16 protein-coding genes are annotated in these 24,130 nt (G+C 65.9%); 10 read left to right on the forward strand and 6 right to left on the reverse strand.

The window, feature by feature from the left end; genetic code table 11:
* From dsrO to HALKA_RS0115145, 6 genes are all read left to right on the forward strand, one after another.
* On the forward strand, positions 1-774 hold the full coding sequence (gene dsrO / locus HALKA_RS0115120; RefSeq protein WP_026190342.1) for a sulfate reduction electron transfer complex DsrMKJOP subunit DsrO: 774 nt from the start codon (positions 1-3) through the stop codon (positions 772-774).
* A complete protein-coding gene (gene nrfD, locus HALKA_RS0115125) occupies positions 774-2,102 on the forward strand; it encodes an NrfD/PsrC family molybdoenzyme membrane anchor subunit (protein WP_018258790.1) in 1,329 nt (442 codons plus the stop codon). Before dsrO ends, nrfD begins: the two co-directional genes overlap by 1 nt.
* Positions 2,095-2,667, forward strand: coding sequence for a TorD/DmsD family molecular chaperone (locus HALKA_RS0115130; protein WP_018258791.1), 573 nt, complete (start codon positions 2,095-2,097; stop codon positions 2,665-2,667). Before nrfD ends, HALKA_RS0115130 begins: the two co-directional genes overlap by 8 nt.
* A gap of 124 nt (positions 2,668-2,791) precedes the next feature.
* On the forward strand, positions 2,792-3,460 hold the full coding sequence (locus HALKA_RS0115135) for a hypothetical protein (RefSeq protein WP_018258792.1): 669 nt from the start codon (positions 2,792-2,794) through the stop codon (positions 3,458-3,460).
* A gap of 79 nt (positions 3,461-3,539) precedes the next feature.
* Positions 3,540-4,160, forward strand: coding sequence for a DUF4085 family protein (locus tag HALKA_RS0115140; RefSeq protein WP_018258793.1), 621 nt, complete (start codon positions 3,540-3,542; stop codon positions 4,158-4,160).
* A gap of 38 nt (positions 4,161-4,198) precedes the next feature.
* Entirely contained in the window at positions 4,199-5,437 is a 1,239-nt protein-coding gene (locus tag HALKA_RS0115145) for an ATP-binding protein (protein WP_018258794.1), read from the forward strand.
* A 157-nt stretch (positions 5,438-5,594) separates the two neighbouring features.
* Here the strand turns inward: HALKA_RS0115145 and HALKA_RS0115150 are convergent, their stop codons facing one another.
* Positions 5,595-6,251, reverse strand: coding sequence for a hypothetical protein (locus tag HALKA_RS0115150; RefSeq protein WP_018258795.1), 657 nt, complete (start codon positions 6,249-6,251; stop codon positions 5,595-5,597).
* Positions 6,252-6,365: 114 nt separating this feature from the next.
* Between HALKA_RS0115150 and HALKA_RS22000 the strand changes: the two genes are divergently transcribed.
* The 3 genes from HALKA_RS22000 to HALKA_RS0115165 all read left to right on the forward strand — a co-directional run bounded on the left by HALKA_RS22000 (position 6,366) and on the right by HALKA_RS0115165 (position 9,794).
* Entirely contained in the window at positions 6,366-7,172 is an 807-nt protein-coding gene (locus HALKA_RS22000; protein ID WP_049919921.1) for a serine/threonine-protein kinase, read from the forward strand.
* A 776-nt stretch (positions 7,173-7,948) separates the two neighbouring features.
* Positions 7,949-8,383, forward strand: a complete 435-nt coding sequence (fer, locus tag HALKA_RS22005; protein ID WP_044956722.1) for a ferredoxin Fer — start codon at positions 7,949-7,951, stop codon at positions 8,381-8,383.
* Between the two features lie 166 nt (positions 8,384-8,549).
* Positions 8,550-9,794, forward strand: a complete 1,245-nt coding sequence (locus tag HALKA_RS0115165; RefSeq protein ID WP_018258797.1) for an inorganic phosphate transporter — start codon at positions 8,550-8,552, stop codon at positions 9,792-9,794.
* Between the two features lie 37 nt (positions 9,795-9,831).
* Here the strand turns inward: HALKA_RS0115165 and HALKA_RS0115170 are convergent, their stop codons facing one another.
* The 5 genes from HALKA_RS0115170 to HALKA_RS19980 form a co-directional block, all read right to left on the reverse strand.
* Positions 9,832-14,289 carry a hypothetical protein gene (locus HALKA_RS0115170; protein ID WP_018258798.1) on the reverse strand — a complete coding sequence of 1,486 codons (4,458 nt, stop codon included), beginning with the start codon at positions 14,287-14,289 and terminating at the stop codon, positions 9,832-9,834.
* A gap of 3 nt (positions 14,290-14,292) precedes the next feature.
* Positions 14,293-16,197, reverse strand: a complete 1,905-nt coding sequence (locus tag HALKA_RS0115175; protein WP_018258799.1) for a VWA domain-containing protein — start codon at positions 16,195-16,197, stop codon at positions 14,293-14,295.
* Positions 16,198-17,133: an ATP-binding protein gene (locus HALKA_RS0115180; RefSeq protein WP_018258800.1), complete on the reverse strand. Its 936-nt coding sequence runs from the start codon at positions 17,131-17,133 to the stop codon at positions 16,198-16,200.
* A gap of 175 nt (positions 17,134-17,308) precedes the next feature.
* A complete protein-coding gene (locus HALKA_RS19660) occupies positions 17,309-19,546 on the reverse strand; it encodes a serine/threonine-protein kinase (protein WP_018258801.1) in 2,238 nt (745 codons plus the stop codon).
* Positions 19,547-19,552: 6 nt separating this feature from the next.
* A complete protein-coding gene (locus tag HALKA_RS19980; RefSeq protein ID WP_018258802.1) occupies positions 19,553-19,873 on the reverse strand; it encodes a hypothetical protein in 321 nt (106 codons plus the stop codon).
* 140 nt (positions 19,874-20,013) lie between these two features.
* Between HALKA_RS19980 and HALKA_RS0115190 the strand changes: the two genes are divergently transcribed.
* Positions 20,014-22,839 carry a protein kinase domain-containing protein gene (locus tag HALKA_RS0115190; protein WP_018258803.1) on the forward strand — a complete coding sequence of 942 codons (2,826 nt, stop codon included), beginning with the start codon at positions 20,014-20,016 and terminating at the stop codon, positions 22,837-22,839.
* Positions 22,840-24,130: the final 1,291 nt, after the last annotated feature.

Raw genomic sequence — 24,130 nt, forward strand, 5'->3', positions numbered from 1 at the left:
ATGACAAATTATGGACTCGTAATCGATCAAGAGCGCTGCATTGGCTGCCACTCCTGTGCCATGAGCTGTAAGCAAGAGAATAACGTCCCGATGGGACAGGCCTGGAATCGCGTACTGACCGTCGGTGGCGATCACATCGATACACCCGAAGGCTCGTATCCAGAGGATGGAGACGACGGAACGCTGGAGATGAGCTATCAGCCGACGGCCTGTCAGCACTGCGAGAACGCACCCTGTGTGAAGGTCTGTCCGGTCAACGCGACGTACAAGCGCGAGGACGGCATCGTGGAGATCGACTACGACAAGTGCATCGGCTGCCGGTACTGCATGGCCGCCTGTCCCTACAACGCTCGGGTGTTCAACTGGGACGAGCCACAGCACCGCCCCGAAGAGGGCACTGGTGACGTCGAGGAACGGCCCCAGGGCGTCGTCGAGAAGTGTACGTTCTGTAGCCACCGCGTCGAGGAAGGACTCGATCCCGCGTGTGTCGTAAACTGTCCTGCCGATGCCCGAATCTTCGGGGACCTCGACGACGATGGGAGCACTGTCTCAAAGTACGTCGCCGAATACGATACCAACCGACTGCTCGACGAGAAGGGCACCGATCCGAAAACGTACTATATCCAGGGCGAGATGTCACCCGGTCGGCCCTGGAAGGGCAAAGAACTCGAATCGGAACTCGACGAACAGCCGACGCCCGAGGAGGCCGACGACCCCGACAGCGAGGAATCGATGCGACGTGCTACTGCCGACGCAGTGTGGGGTGATGACTGATGAGTGGTGAAGTGACCGAGAGATCGGCGACGTCGACAGTGCGGAGCCCCGTGGTGTCCTCGTTCGGGACCGTTTCGAAGGTCTGGCTCGGCCACCTGGGTGTGCTCCTGGTCGCCGGACTCGGGGCGTGGGCATACCAGCTCCAGCAGGGTCTGGTCGTGACCGGGATGCGGAACGTGTTCTCTTGGGGGCTGTACATCATGCTGTTCGTGATGTTCGTCGGGCTGTCGGCGGGCGGGCTCATCATCTCGAGCGCGCCGAAGTTCTTCCACTCGGACCGGTACGAGGGGTTCGCACGGCTCGGCGTCCTCGTGAGTCTGGCCTGCATCATCGTCGCGGGACTGCTCATCCTGCCCGATATCGGTCGGCCAGAGCGGCTGTACCAGTTCTTCACGTCGCCGGACTTTCGTTCGCCGATGGTCTGGGACTTCGGGATCGTCGTCCTGTACGGCGTGTTGAACGTCTGGTACCTCTGGCTGCTCACTCGGCGAGACCTCGCTGCCCGCGGATCGCGACTGGCCTTCGGAGCCGAGGACACACAGGCCGGCCGGGAGCGGGACCGGACGCTGCTGTTCTGGACCGCCGCGGTCGCGTTGCCGACAGCGGTGATGCTCCACTCCGTGACCGGCTGGATCTTCGCGACACAGGTCGGCCGCGGCGACTGGTTCAGCCCGCTCGTTGCACCGGTGTTCATCGCCAAAGCGCTCGTCTCCGGCCTGGGCCTCCTGCTCGTGGTCTCGATACTCGCCGACCGCTACACGGGCTTCGACGCCGACCGGGACGAGCTGACGAGTCTGGGGAAGATGCTGGGGATCTTCCTGGCGTTTCACGTCGTCTACCTCCTCGCTGCCGAGCGCCTGCCACACGCCTGGGCAGACCACTTCGGCTTCTGGGCGATCACCAGCGAGTTCCTCATCGGGGACTCGATCTACTTCTGGCTCTGGACCGGCGTCGGCGGGGCAGTACCGCTGGTGCTGTTGGCGACACCGCAACTCAGGAAGCGACTGTCCGTGATATTCGTCGCAGGCGTACTCGCCGTGTTCGGCACCCTGTTCGAGGGGATTCGGCTGGTGTTCACCGGCTACGAGAGTGTGAACATCGACGCCGCGCCGGGCATCTCGCTGGGCGGCGAGTACGCGGGCGTCACGACGGACATCTGGGCCACGACGGGGGTGTACACGCCGACAGTGATCGAGTTGGTGGTGACCGCGGGAATCGTCGCGGTCGGCGCACTGATCGTCACCGTCGGGCTCCGATACGTCCCGCTCCAGCGGCAGACCGAACAGGAGAGATACGCGGCAGACAGCGGAGGTGGTGGGTGTGACTGACGACACCGCGACGGCGGTCGACGACGCGACGGAGGAGACGAGACGGCCGACGGCCGACACCCTCGCTACCCTGGCAGTGTGCTGGCGCGAGCCGTCCGAGGAGTTGCGTGGTACCGTCGAGTCGGGCGCAGTCGCGTGGCTCGACGAGAGCGAGGCGGCCGTCGATCTGGACGAGCTGCGCGTGGAGTACACGCGACTGTTCGTCGGCCCCGGCCCCGAACAGTGCCCGCCCTACGAGAGCGTCTATCGGGACGGCGACCACGACGGCGACGACCAGAACGTCGGTCCGGTGTACGGGCCAGCGACACAGGCGGTTGCGCGCTGGTACGCCGAGTACGGACTTGAGCTGCGGGACTCGAGATCGGCACCGCCGGACCACATCGCGACGGAGCTCGAGTTCGCCGCCTACCTCGCCGCCACCGAGGACGACGACACGGTCGAGCAGTTCCTCGACGAACACCTGCGAGCGTGGATCGAACCGTTCACCGCGCGACTCCGGGAGAACGATCCGGGGCCGTTCTACCGGGCGGTGATCGAGAAAACGATCGAAGTCGTCACTCGGTGATCGCACCAGCAGCGTACCATCGATGTCACACTCCGGGACAGACGGCGGCGTCTCTCAGACGGCCGTCATCGCGTGATAGCCACTTGCACGCACATTTATGCACCTGTGACCAAAGATAGCAACTATGTTTGCTACCGTGAAGTCGTGGTTCGGCTCACTGTTTGGCGACAGTGACGACGGCCACCTGCTCGATCGTCCGAAGGAGGACCATCAGGTCAAGCGACAGGAAGCCGAACGGAAGCTCGACGAGCTCAAGAGTCGCCGAGAAGAGCTGAAAGAAGCGCTCGATGACAAGCGCTCGAAGTACGAGTCGGCGAAGGAAGCCGGTAACGAAGAGCGAGCACAGGACTTCCTTCGCGACGCAGAAGAGATCAAAGAGGAACTCGAAACCGTAAGAGGGCGGATCGACGAGACGAGCAAACAGCGGAATCTGGCCTCGAACCTGGCGAACATCAAGGAGATCGGCGAGAGCCGGGGCGACGACTACTGGAGCCAGCTCCGGGAGATGGACCAGAGCGAACTGGTCCGGCTGTTCCAGCAAGAGGAGATGAAAAACGAGGAGCTACACGACGTGCTCGGTCAGACGGATACGCTCTCTTCGAACACGCTGGATTCGTTCGGTGAGGGCGCGAGCCAGCTCCACACCGGCTCCGAACTCGAAGAGGAATGGAGCGACGACACATCCGAGACCGACGAAGAAGTGAGCGAAGAGCCCACAGAGGTGGGGGACATCGAAACCGAATCGGACGCACTGAGCGAAGACAGCGACGACGAGACCGTCGAGTTTTCGTAGCGGCTTTCTCCGATGTGGAGATTCAGTAGAGTGGGTTTAGTGCCAAAGTTTTATTATGGTGCCTACCATGTACTCGTATATGGTTCAGTTCAGAGACTGGATTCCAGGTAGCTGGGGCGGCAGTTCGAACGAGCTCATGGACAAAGACGCCGACGAACTCGACCTCGAAGCGCGGACCTTCGAGACCCAGATCGAGCTGAAGGAACAGGAGCTCGAACGGCTCGATCACGAGTTCGAGCAACTGGTCGAGAAGGGGCGAAAGGCCGCCGGACAGAAAAAGGAGCGGCTGAAGCGAAAGGCCAAGCAGCTCAAGCGAGACTACGAGAACAAGGAAGCCGCGTGGCAGGAGATGCTGGAAGAGTACACCACCCTGCTGGCCGCCAAAAACGCCAAGGAGCGTCTCGAAGAGCAGCCCCAGTCGTCGCTCCGGGACATGAGCGAGAAGGACGTACAGGAGTTCATGAACGACATCGTCCGGGAGATCGAAAAGCGCAACAAAGATACGGAGTGGATCCAGCGCAAGGGAGATCAGCTCAACCGGACCCTCACCAGCGTCTCGCAGGACTTCGGGGCGACGATGGAGGAGTCGGAGATCGACACTCTGTTCAAGGACGCCAACGAGGACCCGGTCTCGCTGAGCGAGCTCACGAAAGAAGAAGACGAGAGTGAGGACATCTTCAACGAGGAGCTGGGTCGCTAACGCGCCCACCGCGTTCCCGTCACACCAATTTTGAAACTATGGATCTCGGACAGTACAAAGAGGACATCCTACAGGAACAGTACGAAGAGTACCTCAAGAAGGGGAAGTCACACCTCGATCAGGAGAACCACGAGAAGGCCGCGAAAGCGTTCTCACAGTCTCTCGATCGGTTGGAAGAGCTCGAAACGATCCGGGAGACGACGTATCCGGATCGCAAAGAGCAATTGGAGTCGTCGATCTCGAAGCTAAAGAGCGGTGAGGCCCTCTCCGAAGAGGACATCGGCGAGAACCGCGGCGGCGGAGCTGAGGACGCCGAACAGCCGGAGACGGACTTTCGTGAGCAAGTCGAATCGTTCATCTCCCAGACGGAGGTCACGTGGGACGACATCGGAGGCCTCGACGAGGTCAAAGGCGAGTTAAAGCGGACGATCACGCTGGGCGGCATCGACGACAAGCCCGACGCCGTCGCCGCGACCGATCGCGTCCTCCTGTTCGGCCCGCCGGGAACCGGGAAGACGCTGCTGGCGTCTGCGGTCGCCGGCTCGCTCGACGCGACGTTCTTCGACGTCAAGCTCGGGGGACTGCTCTCGAAGTACTTCGGCGAGACGAGCAAGCAGATCACGGCGCTGTTCGACCTCGCCGAGGAGATGAGCCCGAGCATCGTCTTCCTCGACGAGATCGACGCGCTGACACAGTCCCGCGAGTCCGACCTGGACGAAACGTCTCGCCGCGTGTTGAACACGCTGCTGTCGGAGCTGGACGGGATCGACAAGAGCGACGATAGTTTCGTGATGGTCCTGGGCTCGACAAACACCCCGTGGGACCTCGATCAGGCGATCCGTCGTCGCTTCCCGCGACGGGTGCTGATCCCGCTGCCCGACGTGGGCGCGGCCGAAGAGATCGTCGCGATCAACACCGTCGAAGGCGGGATTACCTTCGAGGGAGATTCCTCGGCGTTCCAGCTGTCAGACACCGGTCGAAGCGTCGACACACCCGTCGAGGCGATCGCCAGCGAGTGTATCCACCGCGGGTACACCGGCAGTGACGTGGAGGCGGTGTGTCGGACCGCCGTCAACGCCATGATCAACCGGTCGAACACGGGACTGGCGTCCGTCGCCGACCGTGGCTTCGACGCCGTCAGGGAGTACGACCTCTCGGTCGACGCCGTCCGGCCACAGGACGTGCAGGTGGCGTTCGAACGCACCTCGGCCTCGCTCTCCGAGGAGAGCGTGCGGCGCTTCGACGAGTGGGATCGGGAGTTTGGCTCCGGCGCGTGACCGGCCACACAGCAGCGCCTCCGTTCGAACTGGAACGGGCCGGAGCGACAGCACGAAGAGCAAACGACGGGGCGCGTCACACTACCGGCTGTACATCTGTCACGGATTTGGCCACCCCGAGGGGGCAAATATCGAAACGAAGGTACAGCCGGCAGTATCAGGAACTGAGGAAGTAGTTGCGAGCCCGTTTGGTCGCACTGGAGACTTTCTGGACGGCCTCGGTCGGTAGCTCGTCGCTTCTCGTGTTCTCGACGTTTTCGAAGGCCGTCTCCACGTCGGCGAGGACGTTGCGGTACCGCTCGTCCGAGATGTCGGCCGCGTGCATCATCTCTTTGAGTTCTCGCAGTTCGCTCTTTACCTCGTTGGTCGACCGAACGTCGCAGATCTTGAGCACGAGGTCGGCCTTGTACGGGATCGGACGGTCGTTCCCACGGGACTGCTGGACCTCGACTTCGAGTGCCGTACTGTAGCCGATCTGTACCGTACAGTCGCCGGTGATCAGCGAGGGGTCGCCGTCGGAGAGGTCGATCTCGCCGAAGGCGTTTTGCTGTACCGTCTCGCTGCTCGAACCCGCGTCCTGGACGTAGAGCTGGCTGTCCTCCTTGTAGAACTCGATGTATCCGGGCTCGCCGTCGTCGTCGAACTCGCGGGACACGGAGATGTCGTGAACGCCCAGCGAGGTGACGGACCCGTCCTTGTCGGCGACGACCGCTTCCCCGCGCTCGGGGACGCGGTAGACGCGTACAGCCGACTCGTCTGTGACGGAGAGAGACGCCGTCGACTCGGGATCGGCCGCACGGATCGTTGCACGCATACCAGGTAGTTAGCAACCGTTCAATTCAATCTTACGAGTCGACGCGTGAACTGACGAATCAGACCCGATAGCACCGGAAAAACATTAATGATATCCAGCCAGACAGCAGAGACGATGAGCGATCGGAACCCACCCGACATCGAAGCTGTCACCAGTCCCCCGCGTCGGTCGCTGCGATACGAGCACATCGAGACCAGCGACGAGCCGATCGGGCGAGGGGGGCAAGCCGTCGTGTACGAGGGACGGGTCACCGACGAGGAGCCACCGGACAGAATCGCACTCAAGGAGCCACCCCGAGCCGGGACGCTCACCGGCGACGCGATCGAACGGTTTCTCAGCGAAGCCCAGCGCTGGGAGACGGTCGACGGTCGGGAACGGAACAAGCAGCGCTGGACGGAGTCGGACCACATCGTCGGCGTCGTCGACACCGGCGACCGGCTGCCCTGGATCGCCATCGAGTACATGGGCGGTGGCACGCTCGCCGATCGCCTCGACGCGAGCGACGGCGGACTGGGACTGACCCACGCGCTCTGGATCGGCGAATGTCTCTGCCGGGGCCTGGCCGTCGCCCACGCCTACGGGATCGTCCACCTCGATCTCAAACCGGCGAACGTCCTCTTTCGCGAGACGGCCGCCGGGACGTGGGACCTCCCCAAGATCGGCGACTGGGGGCTGTCTCGGGTCCTCTCGGAGCAGACCGGAACGATGGACGGACTGTCGGTGGCCTACGCCGCGCCCGAACAGTTCGAGTCCGACGAGTTCGGCGATCCCGACACGCTGACGGACGTGTATCAGGCCGGTGCGATCGTCTACGCGCTGCTCACCGGGAACCGCCCTACACCGGGAGTCAGACCGGGATCATGCACGACATCGTCTACGGCGACCCGCCGACGCCGCCCAGCGACTACCGCGACGACGTGACCGAGGCCATCGACGCGGTCGTGCTGACGGCACTGGAGACCGAGAAGCGGTCGCGATACGAGAGCGTCCAGTTGTTCGAGCGAGCGCTACGCGCCGTCCGGAGCGGTGGACGGCTGCCGACGATCATCGCAGACCGGGTCGACGAGCCGGTCGATGCCGGCGAGAGAGCGCGCCCAGAGACCGGGCAGTCCAGCGAATTACAGCACAGCCACACCCAGCAGACGAGCGACTCGGGACGGAACGAGCAGACGGCAGAGCACCAAGCAGAACCGACAGACACCGTATCGACGGAGTATCTGCTCGCAGTCGTCGACGAACTCACCGACAGCGGGGAGCGGACGGTCTCCAGCGAGACGATAGCAGAGCACGTCGAGGACGGGCGACAGTCGGTGCTGGATCGGCTCGACGAACTCAAGCAGGCGAACCTGGTCGAGTACACCTCCGACAGACCCTCCGGCTACAGGCCGACCCGGCGCGGGGTCGAGCGCGCGAGGGGGACCGAGGTCGACGTGTCGAGGACCGACCAGAGCGGCGATCGAGAGACCGGCGGGTCCCAGCACAGAGCGTCGAACATCGGGGCCGAAGCGGTGTACGAGGCGATCAGGGACCGGTCGCGGCGGGGCACCACGCCGGTTTCGAGCGTCGAGTTGAGCCGAGCGCTCGACGCGAGCCGTGGAGCCGTCCTCGACGCGCTCGACGACCTGAAAGACGACGGCCGGGTGGCGTATCGCTCGGACCCCAACGGCGGCTACCACCTCACGGGCTCGCGGGGTGCGGTGGAGCGATCGAGCGACCGGGGTTCGACGGCGTCGTCCTCGCGGACGGCGACCGTCGAGTACCTGAACGACGAAGTCGTCACAGATCGGGCGTGGGACCCACGAGACGGAGAGGCGTTCACGCGGGCCGCCACGAGCGATCTCCCGCCGGAGGACTACGGAACGATCGAGGTCGAACAGGACGAGTACATCCTCGACGCCGCCGAGGCGGCGGGGCTCGATTGGCCCTCCTCCTGTCGTGCCGGGGCGTGTACGAACTGCGCGGCCGTCGTCGTCGAAGGCGAGATCGACATGGAGATGCAGCAGATCCTCTCCGACGAGGAGGTCGAACAGGAGGACGTGGTCCTGACCTGCATCGGGACGCCCGCGTCGGACCGGGTCAAGCTCCTGTACAACGCCAAACACAGGGATCGGCTCCAGAACAGGGTGATCTGAGAGCGGCGACGCTCGGGCGGCACCGGCGCGGAGCGGTCGGCAGGAGTTATATGGGTGCCGGGCGACGGTGATCGATACCGTTGGCTATGCTCGCTTCGAGCCGGGCGGCTCCAGAGATACCGAATCGTTTTATGCGCGGGCAGACAGCAGTGTCGAGAGAGACAGGATGCTCGGAACCGTAGCCGTCGTCGGTATCGCCGTCGCCGTGTTCGTGGGGTTCAACATCGGCGGCTCGTCGACGGGGGTGGCATTCGGCCCGGCGGTCGGTTCTCGCCTCGTACGGAAGACGACAGCGGGTGCGCTGTTCGTCGCGTTCGGCTTCCTGGGTGCCTGGACGGTCGGGCGAAACGTCATCGCGACGATGAGCAGCAGTATCGTGCCGGCGGCCCAGTTCACGCCCGTCGCGAGCGTCGCGGTGCTGTTCTTTACGGGCGCGTCGCTGTTGATCTCGAATCTCTACGGCGTCCCGGCCTCGACCTCGATGACGGCCGTCGGCGCGATCGTCGGGCTGGGCCTGGCCTCCGGCACCCTCAACCAGGCGCTCATGTTCGTGATCGTCTCGGCGTGGATCGTCGCGCCGCTTCTGTGCTTCGTCATCGGCGTCGTCGTCGGACGGTACGTCTACCCGCATCTCGACCGCTACGTCGCGTTCACGAAGTTCGACCTCCACTTCGTCCAGCTCGACCGCTCGGGAACGATCCCGCGCCCGTATCTGAACGTGAACGCGTCGCCACAGGACATCGTCGGCTCGCTCCTGGTGATCGTGATCGCCTGCTACATGGCGTTCTCGGCGGGCGCGTCGAACGCGGCCAACGCCGTGGCCCCGCTGGTCGGAGAGGGTGGCTCGCTCACCGTCAACCAGGGCGTCTTGCTCGCGGTGGCGGCCTTCGGGCTGGGGAGTTTCACCATCGCTCGGCGGACCCTGGAGACGGTCGGCGACGACATCACGGAGCTGCCGATTCTCGCGTCGCTGATCGTCTCCGTGGTCGGTGCCTCGGTGATCACGGTGCTGTCTTACTTCGGGATCCCCGCGAGTCTCGCGGTCAGTACGACCTCGACGATCATCGGGCTGGGCTGGGGGCGGGCGAGTCGAGCCGCGACGTTGACAGAGCTGGCGACGCCGACCCCCGAGCGCCCGGATCTGGAGGTCTCGACGGGCGCGCTGGTCACCTCGCGCGTCGAGGAGGCACCCGCCGGTCCGACCATCGGAGATATCGCCCGCGAGGAAGCGCCCGCGGAGAAGCCCACAGAGGTGCCGGACGTGCCAGACGTGGGCGCGGAGGGGCCCGCGGATCTCGACGAGCGGAGCCTCTTCGATCCGGGCGCGGCGAAACGGATCGTGACGATGTGGCTGTTGACCCCGTCGCTGGCGATCGCCGCCTCGTATCCGGTCTTCGCGTTCCTGCTGTGAGCGGTACGGGCGGAGAGAGGGTCCGGGGCGGGAGTGATTACCTCTGGTCGTCCAGTTCGGAGAGACACGTCCGGAGGGCGTCCGCCACCTCGCCGTCGGCCCGCGTTACCCGACGTTCGAGTCGCTCGCGGTGGGCGGCGAGTGGCTCCGGATCGATCGCCGCGATCGCGGCGAGGTCCTCGCCGGCCCGTTCTCTCGCCCAGCGGTCCGAGTCCGACAGCGCCGCGAGCAGGGTCGCCGCCGCTCGCGAGCGGACTGTCGCGTGCCGCGTCGCCAGTCGCCCGAGCAGCCAGACGGCGAGTCGGCGACGCGCTGGTCCGCCGCGTTCGTACCGGACGGCCATCGCGGTGGCTACCGTCTCGGGCGTGCGTTCGGCGTGGCCCAGCAGGCCGAGGACCGCGTCGACGATCGCCTCGTGCGTTCGCGGTTCCCGCCCGGGCCGTCCCAGCAGGTGACCGATCGCCTCGTCGGCCGGGAGCACCGCGGTGGTTCCGAGCGTCGCGATCGCCTCGATGGCGTCGACGCGAACCGCCCAGTTGTGGGCCTCGCAGGCGTCGAGCAGCGTCGCGACGCCGCGGCGGTGCAGCCCCTCGTCGTCGCTCAGCGGGAGGAGCCGGGTGAGCGACGCGAAGACGGCCTCGTGGCGGTTCAGGTTGACCGACTGGGAGAGCAGTGCCGCCAGAACGTCGTCGCGGTCGGCGGGCGCGACGTGGTTCTCGATGTGTTCGAACGAGCGGTCCCGCGTCTGGTCGTCGGCGAGGACGAGAAACTGCGCGGTCACCGCCGGCTCCAGCGTCGGTTTCGTCGGATCGCCCGGCCACGATTCGAGAATCGTCTCGTAGGACGAATCGCCGCCGAGCCCCGCCGCTCGCGCGGTCACCGTCGCCAGTCCGTCCGTGGTGACGCTGTCGCGCGGGAGGTCGTAGTGGGGTGAGGCCGCCGCGGGCGACGTGAGAAAGTCGACGGTCTCGGACAGCGCCCACGCGAACGACTCCGTGATCGTGTGGTTGGCGCGCGCGCAGGTGGCGACGACGCGAAAGAGCCAGTACGTCGACAGCGGGCTGGGAGCGATGTCCCGGAAGTTGGTGACGATCTCGCCGTCGTACTCCTCGTGGAGGCGCTCGCCGACGGGGTGGAGCCGTCCGTGAACGGTGCCGGGCGCGTCCTCGGCGACGGCGGCGAGCAAGCGACCGGCGGCACGGGTGACGGTCGGAGAGGTGTCGGAGACGAGGGCCGTCAGCGACGGCTCGACGAGCGAGTCGAGTGTCACCGAGCACTCCGTCCCCAGGATCGTCACCACGGGCAACAGAGCGGGCCGCGTCACGCTGTCGGTCCGAATCCGGTCACACAGCGTGTCGGCGACCGGGACGAGCGCAGCCGGATCGGCGTGACCGATTCGGGCGAGCCCACCGGCGGCCGAGCGCCTGACGCCGCGCTCGCGTGCGCGGAGATGCGTCGTCAACGCCGCGACCACGCGGTCCGTGACCGACGGCTCGATCGCTCCGCAGTGACCCAGCGCGCGACAGGCCGCGAGCGCGACGTATCGAGGGCCGTCGACCGCGTCACAGAGCGCGTCGACGAGGGGCGAGGAGACGCGCAGGGAGTCTCCGACCAGCGTGGCGGCCGTGTGGGCGGCCTGGGCGCGAACAGCGTCGGACGGGTCGCGCAGTCGCTCGATCACCACGTCCGCCAGCGCCGCCGGCTCGTCCGTCGCCCTGACACGCAACGCGGACAGTGCAACGTCGCGGACGCCGGGCGACGGCGCGGACGCGTACCGACAGAGCAACGCCCCGACGCTCTCTGCCGGTGGAGCCGAGGAGGCCGTCCGCTCAGAGGGGGTCTCGACGCGGGGAGCGAGCGTCGACAGCGCGCCGAGGACGGCGACGGGCGAGGCCGTCTCCCGGAGCGTGGGGGTACTGGCGAGGAGCTGCTGACGGACGGTCGGACGCAGGGACGGCGCGTGGACGGCGATCGAGACCAGACGCTCGCAGGCGCGGCGACAGCGGGCGCGAGACGCCGCGGCGAGGCGGGACGCGATCTCGTCGACGGTGTCGGCCGTGGCCGCCGCCGGGTCGACCGTCGAAGCGCCCCGCTCGGCGTCCCGGTCTGTGTCCGGGTCACCGTCCAGCAACGCCCAGGCGGCGTCTCTGACCGCGGGACTGGGGTGGTGTCGCCACGCGTCGTCGGGACCGCCCGGAAGTGAGTCCGCGCGGCCCATCGTTTCGAGCAGGGACGCGGTCAGTTCGCCGTCGTCGGTCCAGAACCGGTCTGCGAGCCAGTCAGTCGCCGAGACGGTCTGGGGAGCCGTCTCGGCCAGCGCCGTCGGCCACGCCGTCCGTCCGGGGCGCTCGCGCTCGCGTGCGCTCTCGGGGAACGGCGACCAGCCGGTCCGACAGCGCAACAGGAGTCGCGGATGAGCGGTGACGAGCCTCGCCAGTCGCCGGGCGCGCGACTCCGAGAGCGTCTCGCCGGGCGGACAGGAGCCGAGCACCTCGGCGACGACGGTCGGCTCGTGGTCGACGAGCACGGACAGACACGCGAGCAGCGGCGTCTCCTCGCGTCGCTCGGCCAGAGAGTGGAGGCGGTCGCGTGCCCGTCTGCGCGCCGCCTCGTCACCGTCGAGGAGAAGGAGGGTCGAGAGCCACGCGAGCAGCGGCGGCGCGACCGGGTCCGACTGGACGACGGCTTCGAGACGCCGAACGGTCGCCGCCGTGAGCCGGCCACCCTCGGCGACGGCAGTAGCGAGGGCCTCGGCGACGAGCGCGTCACGCTCGTCGTCGCCGAGGAACTCGACCAGCGTCGGTGCCGCCTCGGTGACGGCCTCCGGCGCGGCCTCGGCGAGTCGCTGGAGCGGCTCGGACGCCGGGTCCGGATCGAGAATGTCCATCCCGTCGCCCTCGTCCTCGGCGTCCCGGCGGTCTCGGAGGACGCGACACTGCACGGCGACCGGTCCGGTGCGGTGCTTGGCGTCGGTCTGTCCGGTGGCTGCGAGCACCGACACGGCCTGGGGTCGCACCGCGGGATCGTAGGCGGCCACGGGCCAGGCAATCCGCCCGAGCAGCGAGCACAGGGTCGGTTCGATCTCGGCGAGTCGTTCGAAGACAGACAGGACGCGCCGCCGCACGTGCTCGTCCTCGTCGGCGAGCATCGACTGGAGGACGCCGACGGCCGCGAGCCGATGGCTGTCGGCGTGGCGCGCGATCGCGTCGCAGATCGAAACGCCCGCGTGGCGCAGCGAGTCGTCGTCGGCGTCTCGGAGCGTGCGCGCGACTTCCAGATACCGGTCGAGATCGACGAGTGCGGCCAGTTCCGAGCCCAGTTCGTCGAGCGGATCCGGAACGCCCAGCCCGCTGTGGGGCGACAGCTGGAACCACACGAGCAGATCGACGAGATACCGTGCCCGTCCGGGGTGGTCAGAGCGCAGTGCCCGGACGGCCGTCAGGAGCACCCCGACGGCGGCACCCAGAACGTCGTCGTCTCCGTCGGTCAGCCGGGACCCCACCCGTCGCTGGAAGCGTGCGAGATCGATCGTCGACGGATCGAACGTGTCACCGATCGCGTCGAGGGCCGTGTGCCGAACGCGGCGGTCGTCGTCGTCGGTCGCGGCCAGGAACCGCTGGGTGTACGTCCCAGCCAGGCGTGGCTCGTGGCGAGCTACCCGTCCCAGCGTCTTGAGGGCCGCCGCCCGGACCTGTGGCTCCGGGTCGGTCGCACGCTCGGAAACGGTGTCCAGAAACGGCTCGACGCGGGCCGGTGCTGCGACGCCGGTGTCGAACTTCGTCCCGCGTCCCGCCGTCTCCCCGAGAGCCTCGATCGCGGCGGTCCGAACGTCCGGGGACGGGTGGTCGAGCAGCGACCCGATCGCGTCCAGCCCCGCGAGGTGGCCGGGCAGGAACCGCCCGATCCGGCCGAGCGTCGCGAGCGCGTCACAGACGGTGGCCGGGTTCTCGCGGTCCAGCTCCCAGACGAGGCCGGCGACGAGGGGCCGAAGCATGGCCGGTTCGCTCGTCGCGACCCGCACGACCGCCCAGGCGGCCTCGTTCCGGACTGCCGAGTGGGCGTCGTCGGCCGCGTCGACCAGCGGGCCGAGCAGCGGCTTTGCCACACCCGGAGCCGCGGTGCCGAGATCGCCGAGGAGCGCCGAGAGCGCGGCGGTGTCGACGGCGGATTCGCCGGCATGCGTGAGGGGCCGTCGGAACGTCTCGACCAGCGGCGCGAACGCCCGCGGCCGACGGCAGCCCAGATCACGCAACGCCGCCAGCTCCGCCCGCGTCGGGGTCGCTCCCGGTCCGATCGACGACTCGACCGCGTCGACGACTTCGGTCGTCCGGTCGGGCCGTGAGTCGGTGGCCGCCGCGAGTGCCGCGAGCGCGGCTCGTCGCCGCGCGATCGTCTCCGAATCGAGGGCAGCGAGCGCGCGGTCGATCACCGCCTCACCCGAGACGTGTCCGGTCTCGAAGCCGACACGGAGCGACCGCGGCGTCCGATCGAACACGGTTCAGGCCTCCGTCGAGAACAGCGCCCTGACGAGGCGCTGCATCGTTCGTGCGAGCGTGTCGGTCTCGGCGTGGACGATCCGGTCGAAGTACTCGGTGTGAGTGCCCGGTTCCGACCCGATGTAGACGCCGAACACGGGAACGGTACACGCCGCCAGCTGCGACTGGTAGCGGTCGGGGTGGTCCGGCGCGCCGTCGGTCACGACGACGACGAACGGGTGAGATCCCCGACCGTCGTCGAGGCGCTCACGGGCGACGGCGACGGCCGTCGAGAGCGGCGTCCCCCAGTCCGCACGTTCGGTCATCAGCCGGTCGACGTGCTCGGACGGGCGACCCCCGAAGGGGAGTTCAAGACACGGATACCCCTCCCAGATAGACAGCACGGACGCGTCGACCCCGACCGCGAACAGCGCGTGGACGAGCTGGGCCGTCGCGGTCTCGGCCGTCCGGACGGGTTCGCCGTCCATCGATCCCGACCGGTCCAGCACGACCAGACAGGAGTGGTCTCTGGCCGTCCCCGACTCCCGGCGGGTGAAGACCCGCTGGGCCCCGTTGCTCGCGCCGACGAGTCGCCGCCCGTCGAGTCGGCCGGTGCGATGCCCGGGCGCGTCCCGGGGACGACGCTCGCGGCGAAGCTGCGTCGAGAGGTCCCGCTGGAGTTGCTTCGAACGTCCGACCGCGTCGTCCCAGCGGTCCCGGTCGCCGCCGTCCTCGGCGGGGTCAACGACGATCACTTCTTCGAGGGCCGTCGACTCGTCGTCGACGACGGCGAGCAGTTCGCGAGCCTCGCGTTCGAGGGGCGACCGGCCCGAGCCCGCCCGATTCGACTGTGCGCGCACGCGCTGTCGCCGGACCCGTCTGACCGTGTCGTCCTCGACCCGGCCCGGCGGCCGACGGTCCTCGTCCGGATCGGCGACGCTTCCCGCACCGTCGGCTCCGGAGGCGGACCGCCCGTCAGCAGCGCGATCTCGGGCGACGTGGGCGCTGGCCGCCCCGTCGTCGGGCAGCTGGTCCGCCGCGTCTGCGGTCCAGCCGGCGCGGGCCCGGGCGTCGCTGGGCCGGACCGGCGCGGTCTGGAGACGCCCGTTCTGTCGCGGCGGGAGCCCCGCGAGGGCGTCTCTGGCGGTCCCGAAGAAGTCGTGGGCCCGTTCGACCCGGCGAGTGCCGTCGGGCTCCGAGAGCACGTCGGCGACGAACTCGTCCATCGCCGGGACGAGGTCGACGAGCGCCTCCCGCTGACCGTCGTAGACGACACGCCGGCCGTCGTCCGGGTCGACGATGGCGGCGAAGCGACCGCTGTCGACGAAGCCACGGTCGAGCAGCCCGACTGCGAGGGCCTCGAAGACGGTGTAGGACTGGACCGGCTCGCCGTCTGCGGTCGCGAGGTCGAACAGCTCGACGTACGCGCGGTGTCGCTCGTCGGCCCGCGAGACGAGCACGTCGTTGAGGAGGACGAAGTCGTCGCTGACTGAGAACTCGTTGGCGATCTGAGTCTCGACGACGCCGTCCTCGGCGGTGTTGTACACCATCCGAAACAGGTCGCGCCAGCGCCCGTCGACCCGCTCTAAACAGTCGCCGAAGCGATCGAAGTCGGAGTAGTAGACGTGGCCCAGTTCGTGGAAGAGAAAGGCGACCTGAATCGAGCGATCCCACAGCCCCGGCGGCAGCTCCGTGCCGGGCTGCTCGTATTTCTCCGTCGGCAGCACGATCTCGTAGGCGTCCGGGCCGGCCCCCTCTGCCGGCCGAGCCCACGCTCGCTCCTCGTCGAAGGCGATCGAGATCGTCGTCTCCCTGTCCGTACACAGCGACGCGAGTCGTTCGAGCTCTCGGCGGCGCTCGCTGGAGGCCCGCTCCGGCGTCGAGAGCGCGGCCAGGTCTGTCGGCTCCGTCTGTGCTGTCAGTCGCATCTACAGTCGTTTGTCGATGAGGGTTCGGACCAGCGACTCGTCGTACTCGTCGACGCGCGCGACGAGTTCGCTCCTGGCCGCCTCCCCGACGGTCATGAAGTCGTCTTCCATGAACCGGGCGATTCGAACGAGCTCCCGGGTCGTGACCGGCGTCGACAGCTCGCCGTCGACGTACGCCTCCCGGAGTCGGCTCGCGAACGACACCAGGTCCCGGATCTGAGCTGCTTTCCCCCTGTCGAGGTCCGTCCGGTCGAAGACGAGTTCGACCTCGACCGACTCCGGGAGATAGGAGAGCTTGACGTGGCGAAACCGATCCTCGAAGGCGTCGTTTAGCTCGTAGGTCCCCTGATAGCCGGGGTTCGAGGTCGCGACGACGCGAAACTCCTCGTGTGGGACGAGCTGCTCGCCGGTCTGTGGGATCGTCAGCGACCGGGTCGCGCGCTGTTCCATCACGGCGTTGAGAGCGGCGACGGTGTTGGCGTCGGCGGCGTTGATCTCGTCGAGCAGGAGGATCGCTCCCTCCCTGACCGCACGAGTGAGCGGCCCGTCGATCCACTCCGTGACCGTCTCGCCGCCGTCGCCGCTCACGAGGTGGAGGTGACCGAGCAGGTCCTCGCGGTACGTCGTCTCCGACAGCGTCACGCGGTACAGCGGTCGGTTCGTCATCGCACAGACGTACCGCGTGAGGAAGCTCTTGCCGACGCCGGGGGGACCCTTGAGGACGACGTTCATCCCCAGTTCCAGCGCGCGGGTGACGATCTCGACGTCGGTCCGATCGCCCTCGATCTGGCGGTGGTGGTAGTCGTCTCGCCGAACGCTCGGCACCTTCTCGTGGCCAACGTCTTCGAGCACCGAGAGTTCGCTGAAGGTCTCGTCCGTCTGGGAGCCGACAGTACGACTCTCGGCGTCCGGATCGGCCGTCGTCTCCGGGCTCATAGACACCGAGAGACTCCCTTCGACGCGGCGGTCGTGTTGCGATCGTGCGACGGGACAGACGGCGTTGCTGAAGAGACCACGTTGGGTGCCACGTTCCGGTTCGACTACTAAATGCTTTGTTCCGGGGCGTGATCGACACTCATCCGAAAGGCGACCATGAGGTCCCGACACGAAGTCAGGATCGCTCGGCGAGTGCGTAGAGAGTCCCCTCACGCGTCGCAGCGAAGAGGTGCCCGTCGACGGGGACAGGCGAGCAGGCGACCGTCGAGCCGAGTTCTCGTCGCCACCGTTTCCGTCCGGTCGCCCCGTCGAACGCGACGACCGTTCCGTCACCGAGGCCCGTGTACACGATGCCGTCGGCGATCGCCGGTGTCGTTTCTGTCCCGAGACGGGTCGTCGAGCCGTCGAAGCCGTAGGAAACGATCTGCTCGCCGCTGTAGATCTCGATGCCCCTGACTTCCGTATCGGTCACGTAGTAGGCCGTCCCCTCGGCGACGGCGGGCATCGACAGGACGCCCCGGCCGAGCGTATCGACGACGGTCTCGCGCTGTAGGTCGACCAGCGTGTCACCGACCAGCACCGTTCCGGAGTTTCCCGGCGCGACGATCGGCGTTCGGATGCGCCCACGGCCACTGATGTCGATCGTCGCCTGCTCGGAGCCGCCCTTCGTCAGGACGTGTACGACGCCGTTGTCGTCACCGACCAGCAGCCGTCGCCGGCCGTACTGGGTCACCGGAACGCGAATGCCCGGTGTCGTCTCCACGGTCCACATCTCGTTGCCGGTCTCGGTGTGGATCGCGCTGACAGCACCGGACCGAGACGTGACGACGACGCGGTCGTTCGTCACCACGGGCGGTGCGTAGATCCCGCTCCCAGTGTCGTGTGCCCACCGCTCGGTCCCGGCCGTGCGGTCGATCGCGTAGACGTGGGCGTCCGTGCTCACCGCGTAGAGCGTGTCTCCAGCCACCGCTGGCGCAGCGACGACGGCGTTCTCCGTCTTGAAGTGCCACCGTTTCTCTCCCGTCCGCGCGTCGAGTGCGAACACCAGCCCGTTCGTGGTGCCAGCGTAGACGGTCCCGTCCGCGACGACCGGCGACGCTTCGAGCCCGCTCCCGATCTCCGACTCCCAGGCCACGGCGGCATACCCGTCGGGACCTCGCTGGTCCGGCGTGTGGAACGTCCGTCCTCGATCATAGCCAAATCGCGGCCAGCTGCCGCGTATCGATCGGTCGCTGGCGGTCGCCGACGGCGATCCGGACGCAGAGTCGGACCGTCCGGTGGCGTCAGACTCGACGGCCCCCGCCGCGTCGGGCTGGTCGAGTTCGTCGATCGGCACCACCTGCGAGACGTCACTCGCCGTCGGATCGGATCCCTCGTAGCGAAGCGCGACCGCGTCACCGGTCTGGAGAGTCGCCTCGATACCGCTGAGGTAGAACACGCCGTCGTTTGCGAGGGCGGTCTCGACGGCCGCCTTGCTGTCGCCGGTCGTGTCGATCACCACGCCCTCGCCGAACGTCTCGCTGTCGCCCACGGCGGGCGGGTCTTCGTCGCTCTCGACGGGCTGGACCTCGATAATGTCGCTCGCTCCCGGATCGTCCCCCTCGTAGTAGAGCGAGACCCGTTGGGTGGGTTCGAGATCGTGGTCCAGATCGCTCAGGTAGAAGGTCCCATCGTCTGCCAGGTCGGTCCTGATCGCCGCCGCTCCGCGGGCAGTGGTGTCGAGGACCACGCCAGTGCCGACACCGACACCGTTCCAGTCGGCCGTCTGGCTCGGCACCGAACGGGAGTCAGGACGGCTCCGAGCGGTCGGGTTCGGCTCCGGTTCCTCGGAGCGGTCGTCGCCTCGCTCGATCGAACGCAGGTCGTTTCGGACCTGGAGCATCGCCTCGTAGCGATCGTCGGGGTCCTTTGCCAGCATCGTCAGGATCACGTCGTCCAGCGCCGACGGCACCACGGGTCGACGTTCGCTGAGCGGGACGGGATCGTTCCGCAGGATGCCCGTGATCAGTGCCGCTTCGGGAGCCGATTCGGGGCCGTCGACGAACGGGTGTGTCCCCGCGAACAGCTCGTACAGGACGATTCCCAGCTGGAACTGGTCGGTGAGCTGGTCGGTCGACTCGTTGTGGGCCTGTTCGGGCGCGACGTACTGTGGCGTGGTAACGCCGACGCTGTCGGAGTGGTTCAGGAGCGTCCGGGCGAGCTCCCAGTCGGCGATCTTGGGCACGTCCCACTGTTCGCCCGGCGTCTCGCGGAAGAGGATGTTCTCGGGCTTCAGATCGTGGTGGATCAGGCCGCCGCCGTCGTGGTGTGCGTACCAGACGGCGTCGGCGAGTCGCTCGGCGACCCAGAGCCTGCCCTCGACGGAGAGACCCTCCGTGTACTCCCCGAGGTCCCCGCCGTCCATGTACTCCATCGCGACTCACGGCACGTCGGCGTCGTGGTGGAGCCACGGCAGCGGGCTCTCGCCCCAGTCGACGACGCCGACGATGTGCGGGTGGTCGGCCAGTTGAGCCCACCGTTTGCCCTCCCGTCGAAACGAATCGAACACGTCACCGCCCAGGGTCCCGTGGGTCGCCGGGTGTTTGACCGCGATCTGATCGCCCTCGCCGACCCCGATCCGGTGGACGACCGTCGTGGGAGTTCGACCGATCACTGCCTCGTGATCGAACGAGTCGGGCGACAGCGACCGCCGACTCGGACTCTCGACGGTCGAAGGGTCCGGCTCCCGTGAGTCACTCATCTGCAGGTCGTTGGACTGGGAGTGGCTTCAACGTACTGACCGAGAGGAACGTGACCGAGGAGTGTCCGTATTCGTTCCGATTCGAGAGGTGTTCTAGTGGGAAGATAATTTGAACTGGAGATCCTACGCCGAGAGGAGCGATGGACACCGACGAGGATTCGACTCGTGAGATCGACAGTCTACGGCGTGACGCCGATGGCGCTCCGGCCCGGGTAGATCTCGACGCGGCCGGTCGGTTTCTCGACAGCAACCAGCCCAAGAACCGCCAGACAGCTACCTACGTGTTCAAGCAGGTCGCCAAATCGGACGCACGGCGAGTGAGGGGCCATCTCGACACTCTCGAACCGCGTCTCAACGATTCGAACAGTAAGACGCGAAACTTCACGCTGTTCGCGTTCAGCGAGGTCGTCGAAGTCGACCCCCGGCGAGTGAGTGACTATCTCGACGCGATCAAGCCACGACTTGACGACGAGAGCAAAAATACGCGAAATCTCGCGACCCACGTCTTCAAAGAGGTCGCCCAGGAGGACCCCCGGCAGGTAATCGACTCTCTCGACGCGGTCGAACCGCGACTCGACGACGCCGAGGAATCGACACGGAACTTCGCGGTCTCCGTGTTCAGCGAAGTGGTCGAAGTCGACCCCCGGCGAGTGAGTGACTATCTCGACGCCATCGAACCGCGGCTCGACGACAAGAGCGAAAATACGCGAAGCCTCGCGACCTACGTCTTCGGAGAGGTCTCTAGGGAGGAACCCCGACAAGTGATCGACTATCTGGACGCGATCGAGCCACGGCTCGACGATGCCAAACAATCCACTCGGAACTTCGCGACTACCGCGTTCAGCGAAGTCGTCGAAGTCGCCCCCCGGCCAGTGAGGCGTTCTCTGGACGCGCTCGAACCACGACTCGGCGACGAGAGCGAGAACACGAGACACCTCGCGGCCTACGTGTTCAAGGAAGTCGCAAAGGAGAAGCCACGCCACACGAGCGGCTATCTCGACGCGCTCGAAGACTGCCTCGACGACCGAGGAGAGAAGACGAGGAACTTCGCAGCGTACGTCTTCAAGCAAGTCGCCAAAAAAGAGCCACGCCTCGCGTATGACTATCTCGACGCGCTCGAAGACCGCCTCGACGATCAGGGCCAGGAAACGAGAAACTTCGCAACCTACGTCTTCAAGGAAGTCTCCAAGGAAGATCCACGGCTGACGATTGACTATCTCGACGCGCTCGAAGACCGCCTCGATGACGAAAGCCAAGGAACGAGAAACTTCGCAGCCTACGTCTTCAAGCAAGTCGCCAACGAGAAACCGAACCAGGTTCTCGACTATCTCGACGCGCTCGAAGACCGCCTCGACGATGCGAGTGGGAACACGCGAAACTTCGCGACCACCGCGTTCGGCGAAGCCGTCGAGGTTGCCCCCCAGCGAGTGAGTGGTCATATAGACGCGCTCGAACCGCGACTCGACGACGAGAGCGAGAACACGCGAAACCTCGCGGCCTACGTCTTCGGAGAGGTCTCCAAGGAAGAGCCCCGGCAGACACTCGACTACTTAGACGCGCTCGTACCACGGCTCGACGACCCCAAACGACCGACGCGAAACTTCGCGACCACTCCGTTCAGCGAGGGCGTCGAGGTCTCCCCTCGGCGAGTGAGTGACTATCTGGACGCACTCGAACCGCGACTCGACGACGAGAGCGAGAACACGCGAAATCTCGCGACCTACGTGTTCGCGGAAGTGGCCAAAGAAGAGCCCCGGCAGGTGATCGACCATCTGGACGCGATCGAGCCGCGACTCGACGATCCGAAGCGCTCGACACGAAAGTTCGCCGCCTCCACGTTCGCAACCGTATCCGAAGAGGACCCGTCACGGGTCGCCGGCTACCTTCCGTCGATCGTCCCACTGCTGGCAGACGGGAACGACACCATCGAGGACTACGCAGGGTCCTGTTTCGCCCAGGTCGCCAGACACGATCCGGGGCCGTTGCGAGACCTGCTCCGCTCTGCAGAGTCGAGGCGGTTCGGAGCGGCGGCGGTCGAGCGAGTAGAAGCAATCGTAGCTGCAAACACGTCAGAGGACGACGATGACGACACTTCAGAGTCGACCCGCGTCGACAAACGGCGACCGGCAGACATTCCGGGTGCGCCAGAAGCGGAGATCGCCCTCGACGAGATCGAAGAGGAACGGACGATCGGACAGGGGGGCAACGCCGACGTGGTGGAGGCGTCGGTTCCGAGCGGGACAGGAGACACGTCGATCGCGATCAAGAGACCGCGGATGTCGGGGACGATTCACGGCGAGACGATCGAGCGGATGCTCGACGAAGCCGAGCGCTGGGAGAGGCTGGACGGACACGACCACATCGTCGGCGTCGTCGACTGGGGGGCGAGCCCGGTCCCGTGGATCGGAATGGAGTTCATGGACGGCGGACACCTCGGCGAACGAGCCGGAGAGATGAGTCTGGCCCAGAAGCTCTGGACCGCGCTCGCAGTCACGAAGGCCGTTCGCCACGCCCACAAACACGGCGTCGCTCACCTCGATCTCAAGCCCGAGAACGTCCTCTTTCGGACGGTCGAAGACGCCTGGGACGTGCCGAAAGTAGCGGACTGGGGACTCTCGAAGCGGTTGCTCGAACACTCCCAGAGCGTACAGGGGCTCACGCCACAGTACGCCGCACCGGAGCAGTTCGACGACGACTACGGGACCAGCGATCACAGCACGGACATCTATCAGCTCGGCGCGGTCTTCTACGAGCTGTTCACCGGACAGCCGCCGTTCGACAGTAATCCATCGAAGGCGATGTACCAGATCCTGGAGAGTGAGCCGACGCCGCCCAGCGAGATCGCGGGGGTCCCACCGCGCGTAGACGAGATCCTGTTGACGGCACTGTCCAAATCGAAAGCCCAGCGGTACGACGACATCCTGTACCTCCGGGACGCTCTACAGGAAGCGTGTGAAGACCTGTAGCCGTTGTAGCCGTCGACCGTTTAGAACACTCGAAGTGGGAGAGAACGACGAGAGAGAGCGACACGAAAAGAAGACAGAAGGGCGACAGGAGAGAGCGTAACAAGATAACGAGAGAGGGGAGCGAGGGGAGAGAAAGAGACAGCAAAATAGAGAGGGCGAGTTTTCGGTGGGTGCTGTGAGGAGAGAGGGGGGAGCGGGAGTGAGTGGGTGAGTGGGTGAGTGAACCCCCTCACCCCGTGTGCGAGATGAAATCAGTGAGAGAGTAGGGGTGGGGTCGTAGCGAGAGCGGGCGAGCTGAGACAGGGAACAGCTAATATCGACGTTTTCAGCAAATAGAGAATCTGAAAAGCCAGAATAGAGAATTACCTAGTATAATAGAAACACTTATTACTAAGACAGAAAAACCGAATCCGTAATGCAAGAGGGGTCAGGAATAAGAGTAAAAATATACTAGATAGTCTAGATAGCTCAGGTGAAAATATCTATAGCATATATCGATTATCTAAAATGACTGCTGTAATCTATCGATCATCAACCACCTCTAAATGCGCCTCTCTAGGCCTCTAACGCGGCTTCTCGACTGCTGGCGACGATATCCGTCACTGACTCGGGCTAGAGGGGCACTCTCTCTTTGCCGATTTCATCTCGCACACGGGGTGTGGGGGTCAACTTCCCCCCTCTTTGCCCATTTCTTGGGTCGATTCTACGATAGCGTGGGATTGATCCGGTAAAGCGTTCCGATAATCCGTCTTACTCCACGGCGCTCGTACTCCGGAACGACTTCATCGGCCTGTTCTCCACGGCGATTCACTTCGCACACGGGGTGTGGGGGCGACGGATCCCGACCGCCGTCGGAACTCGACTCTCTACCAGTACCTTTCCGTTCGTCTGCATTTCATTTCGCACACGGGGTGTGTGGGTCCGCACGTCGTCCGAATCGGGACGCAATCCGAACCCGCTGAAACGGTGTTCCCTCGATCTTCACAGTCGTCGTGGTTTCCGGATTCTCGTTTCATCTCGCACACGGGGTCCGTGTCCTCTCATCTCCTTCTCTGCACATCTCCTTCTCTGCACACCTCCTTCTCTACACACCTCCTTCTCTACACACCCCCTTCTCTACACTCGTCCGTCTCTGCATGCGTTCGTCTCTGCACACGTCGGTATTTGACTTTGCCCACGGTACGTCCCATCTCCATCTCTTCGCAGATATTATCGACTCTATGCGGTATATTCTCTACATTTAATCTTGCAGGCGGTTCCAAATCTTTATCTGCGATGTGGATTATATCAC

The sequence above is a fragment of the Halomicrobium katesii DSM 19301 genome, from assembly GCF_000379085.1.
In the GTDB taxonomy this organism is placed as follows: domain Archaea; phylum Halobacteriota; class Halobacteria; order Halobacteriales; family Haloarculaceae; genus Halomicrobium; species Halomicrobium katesii.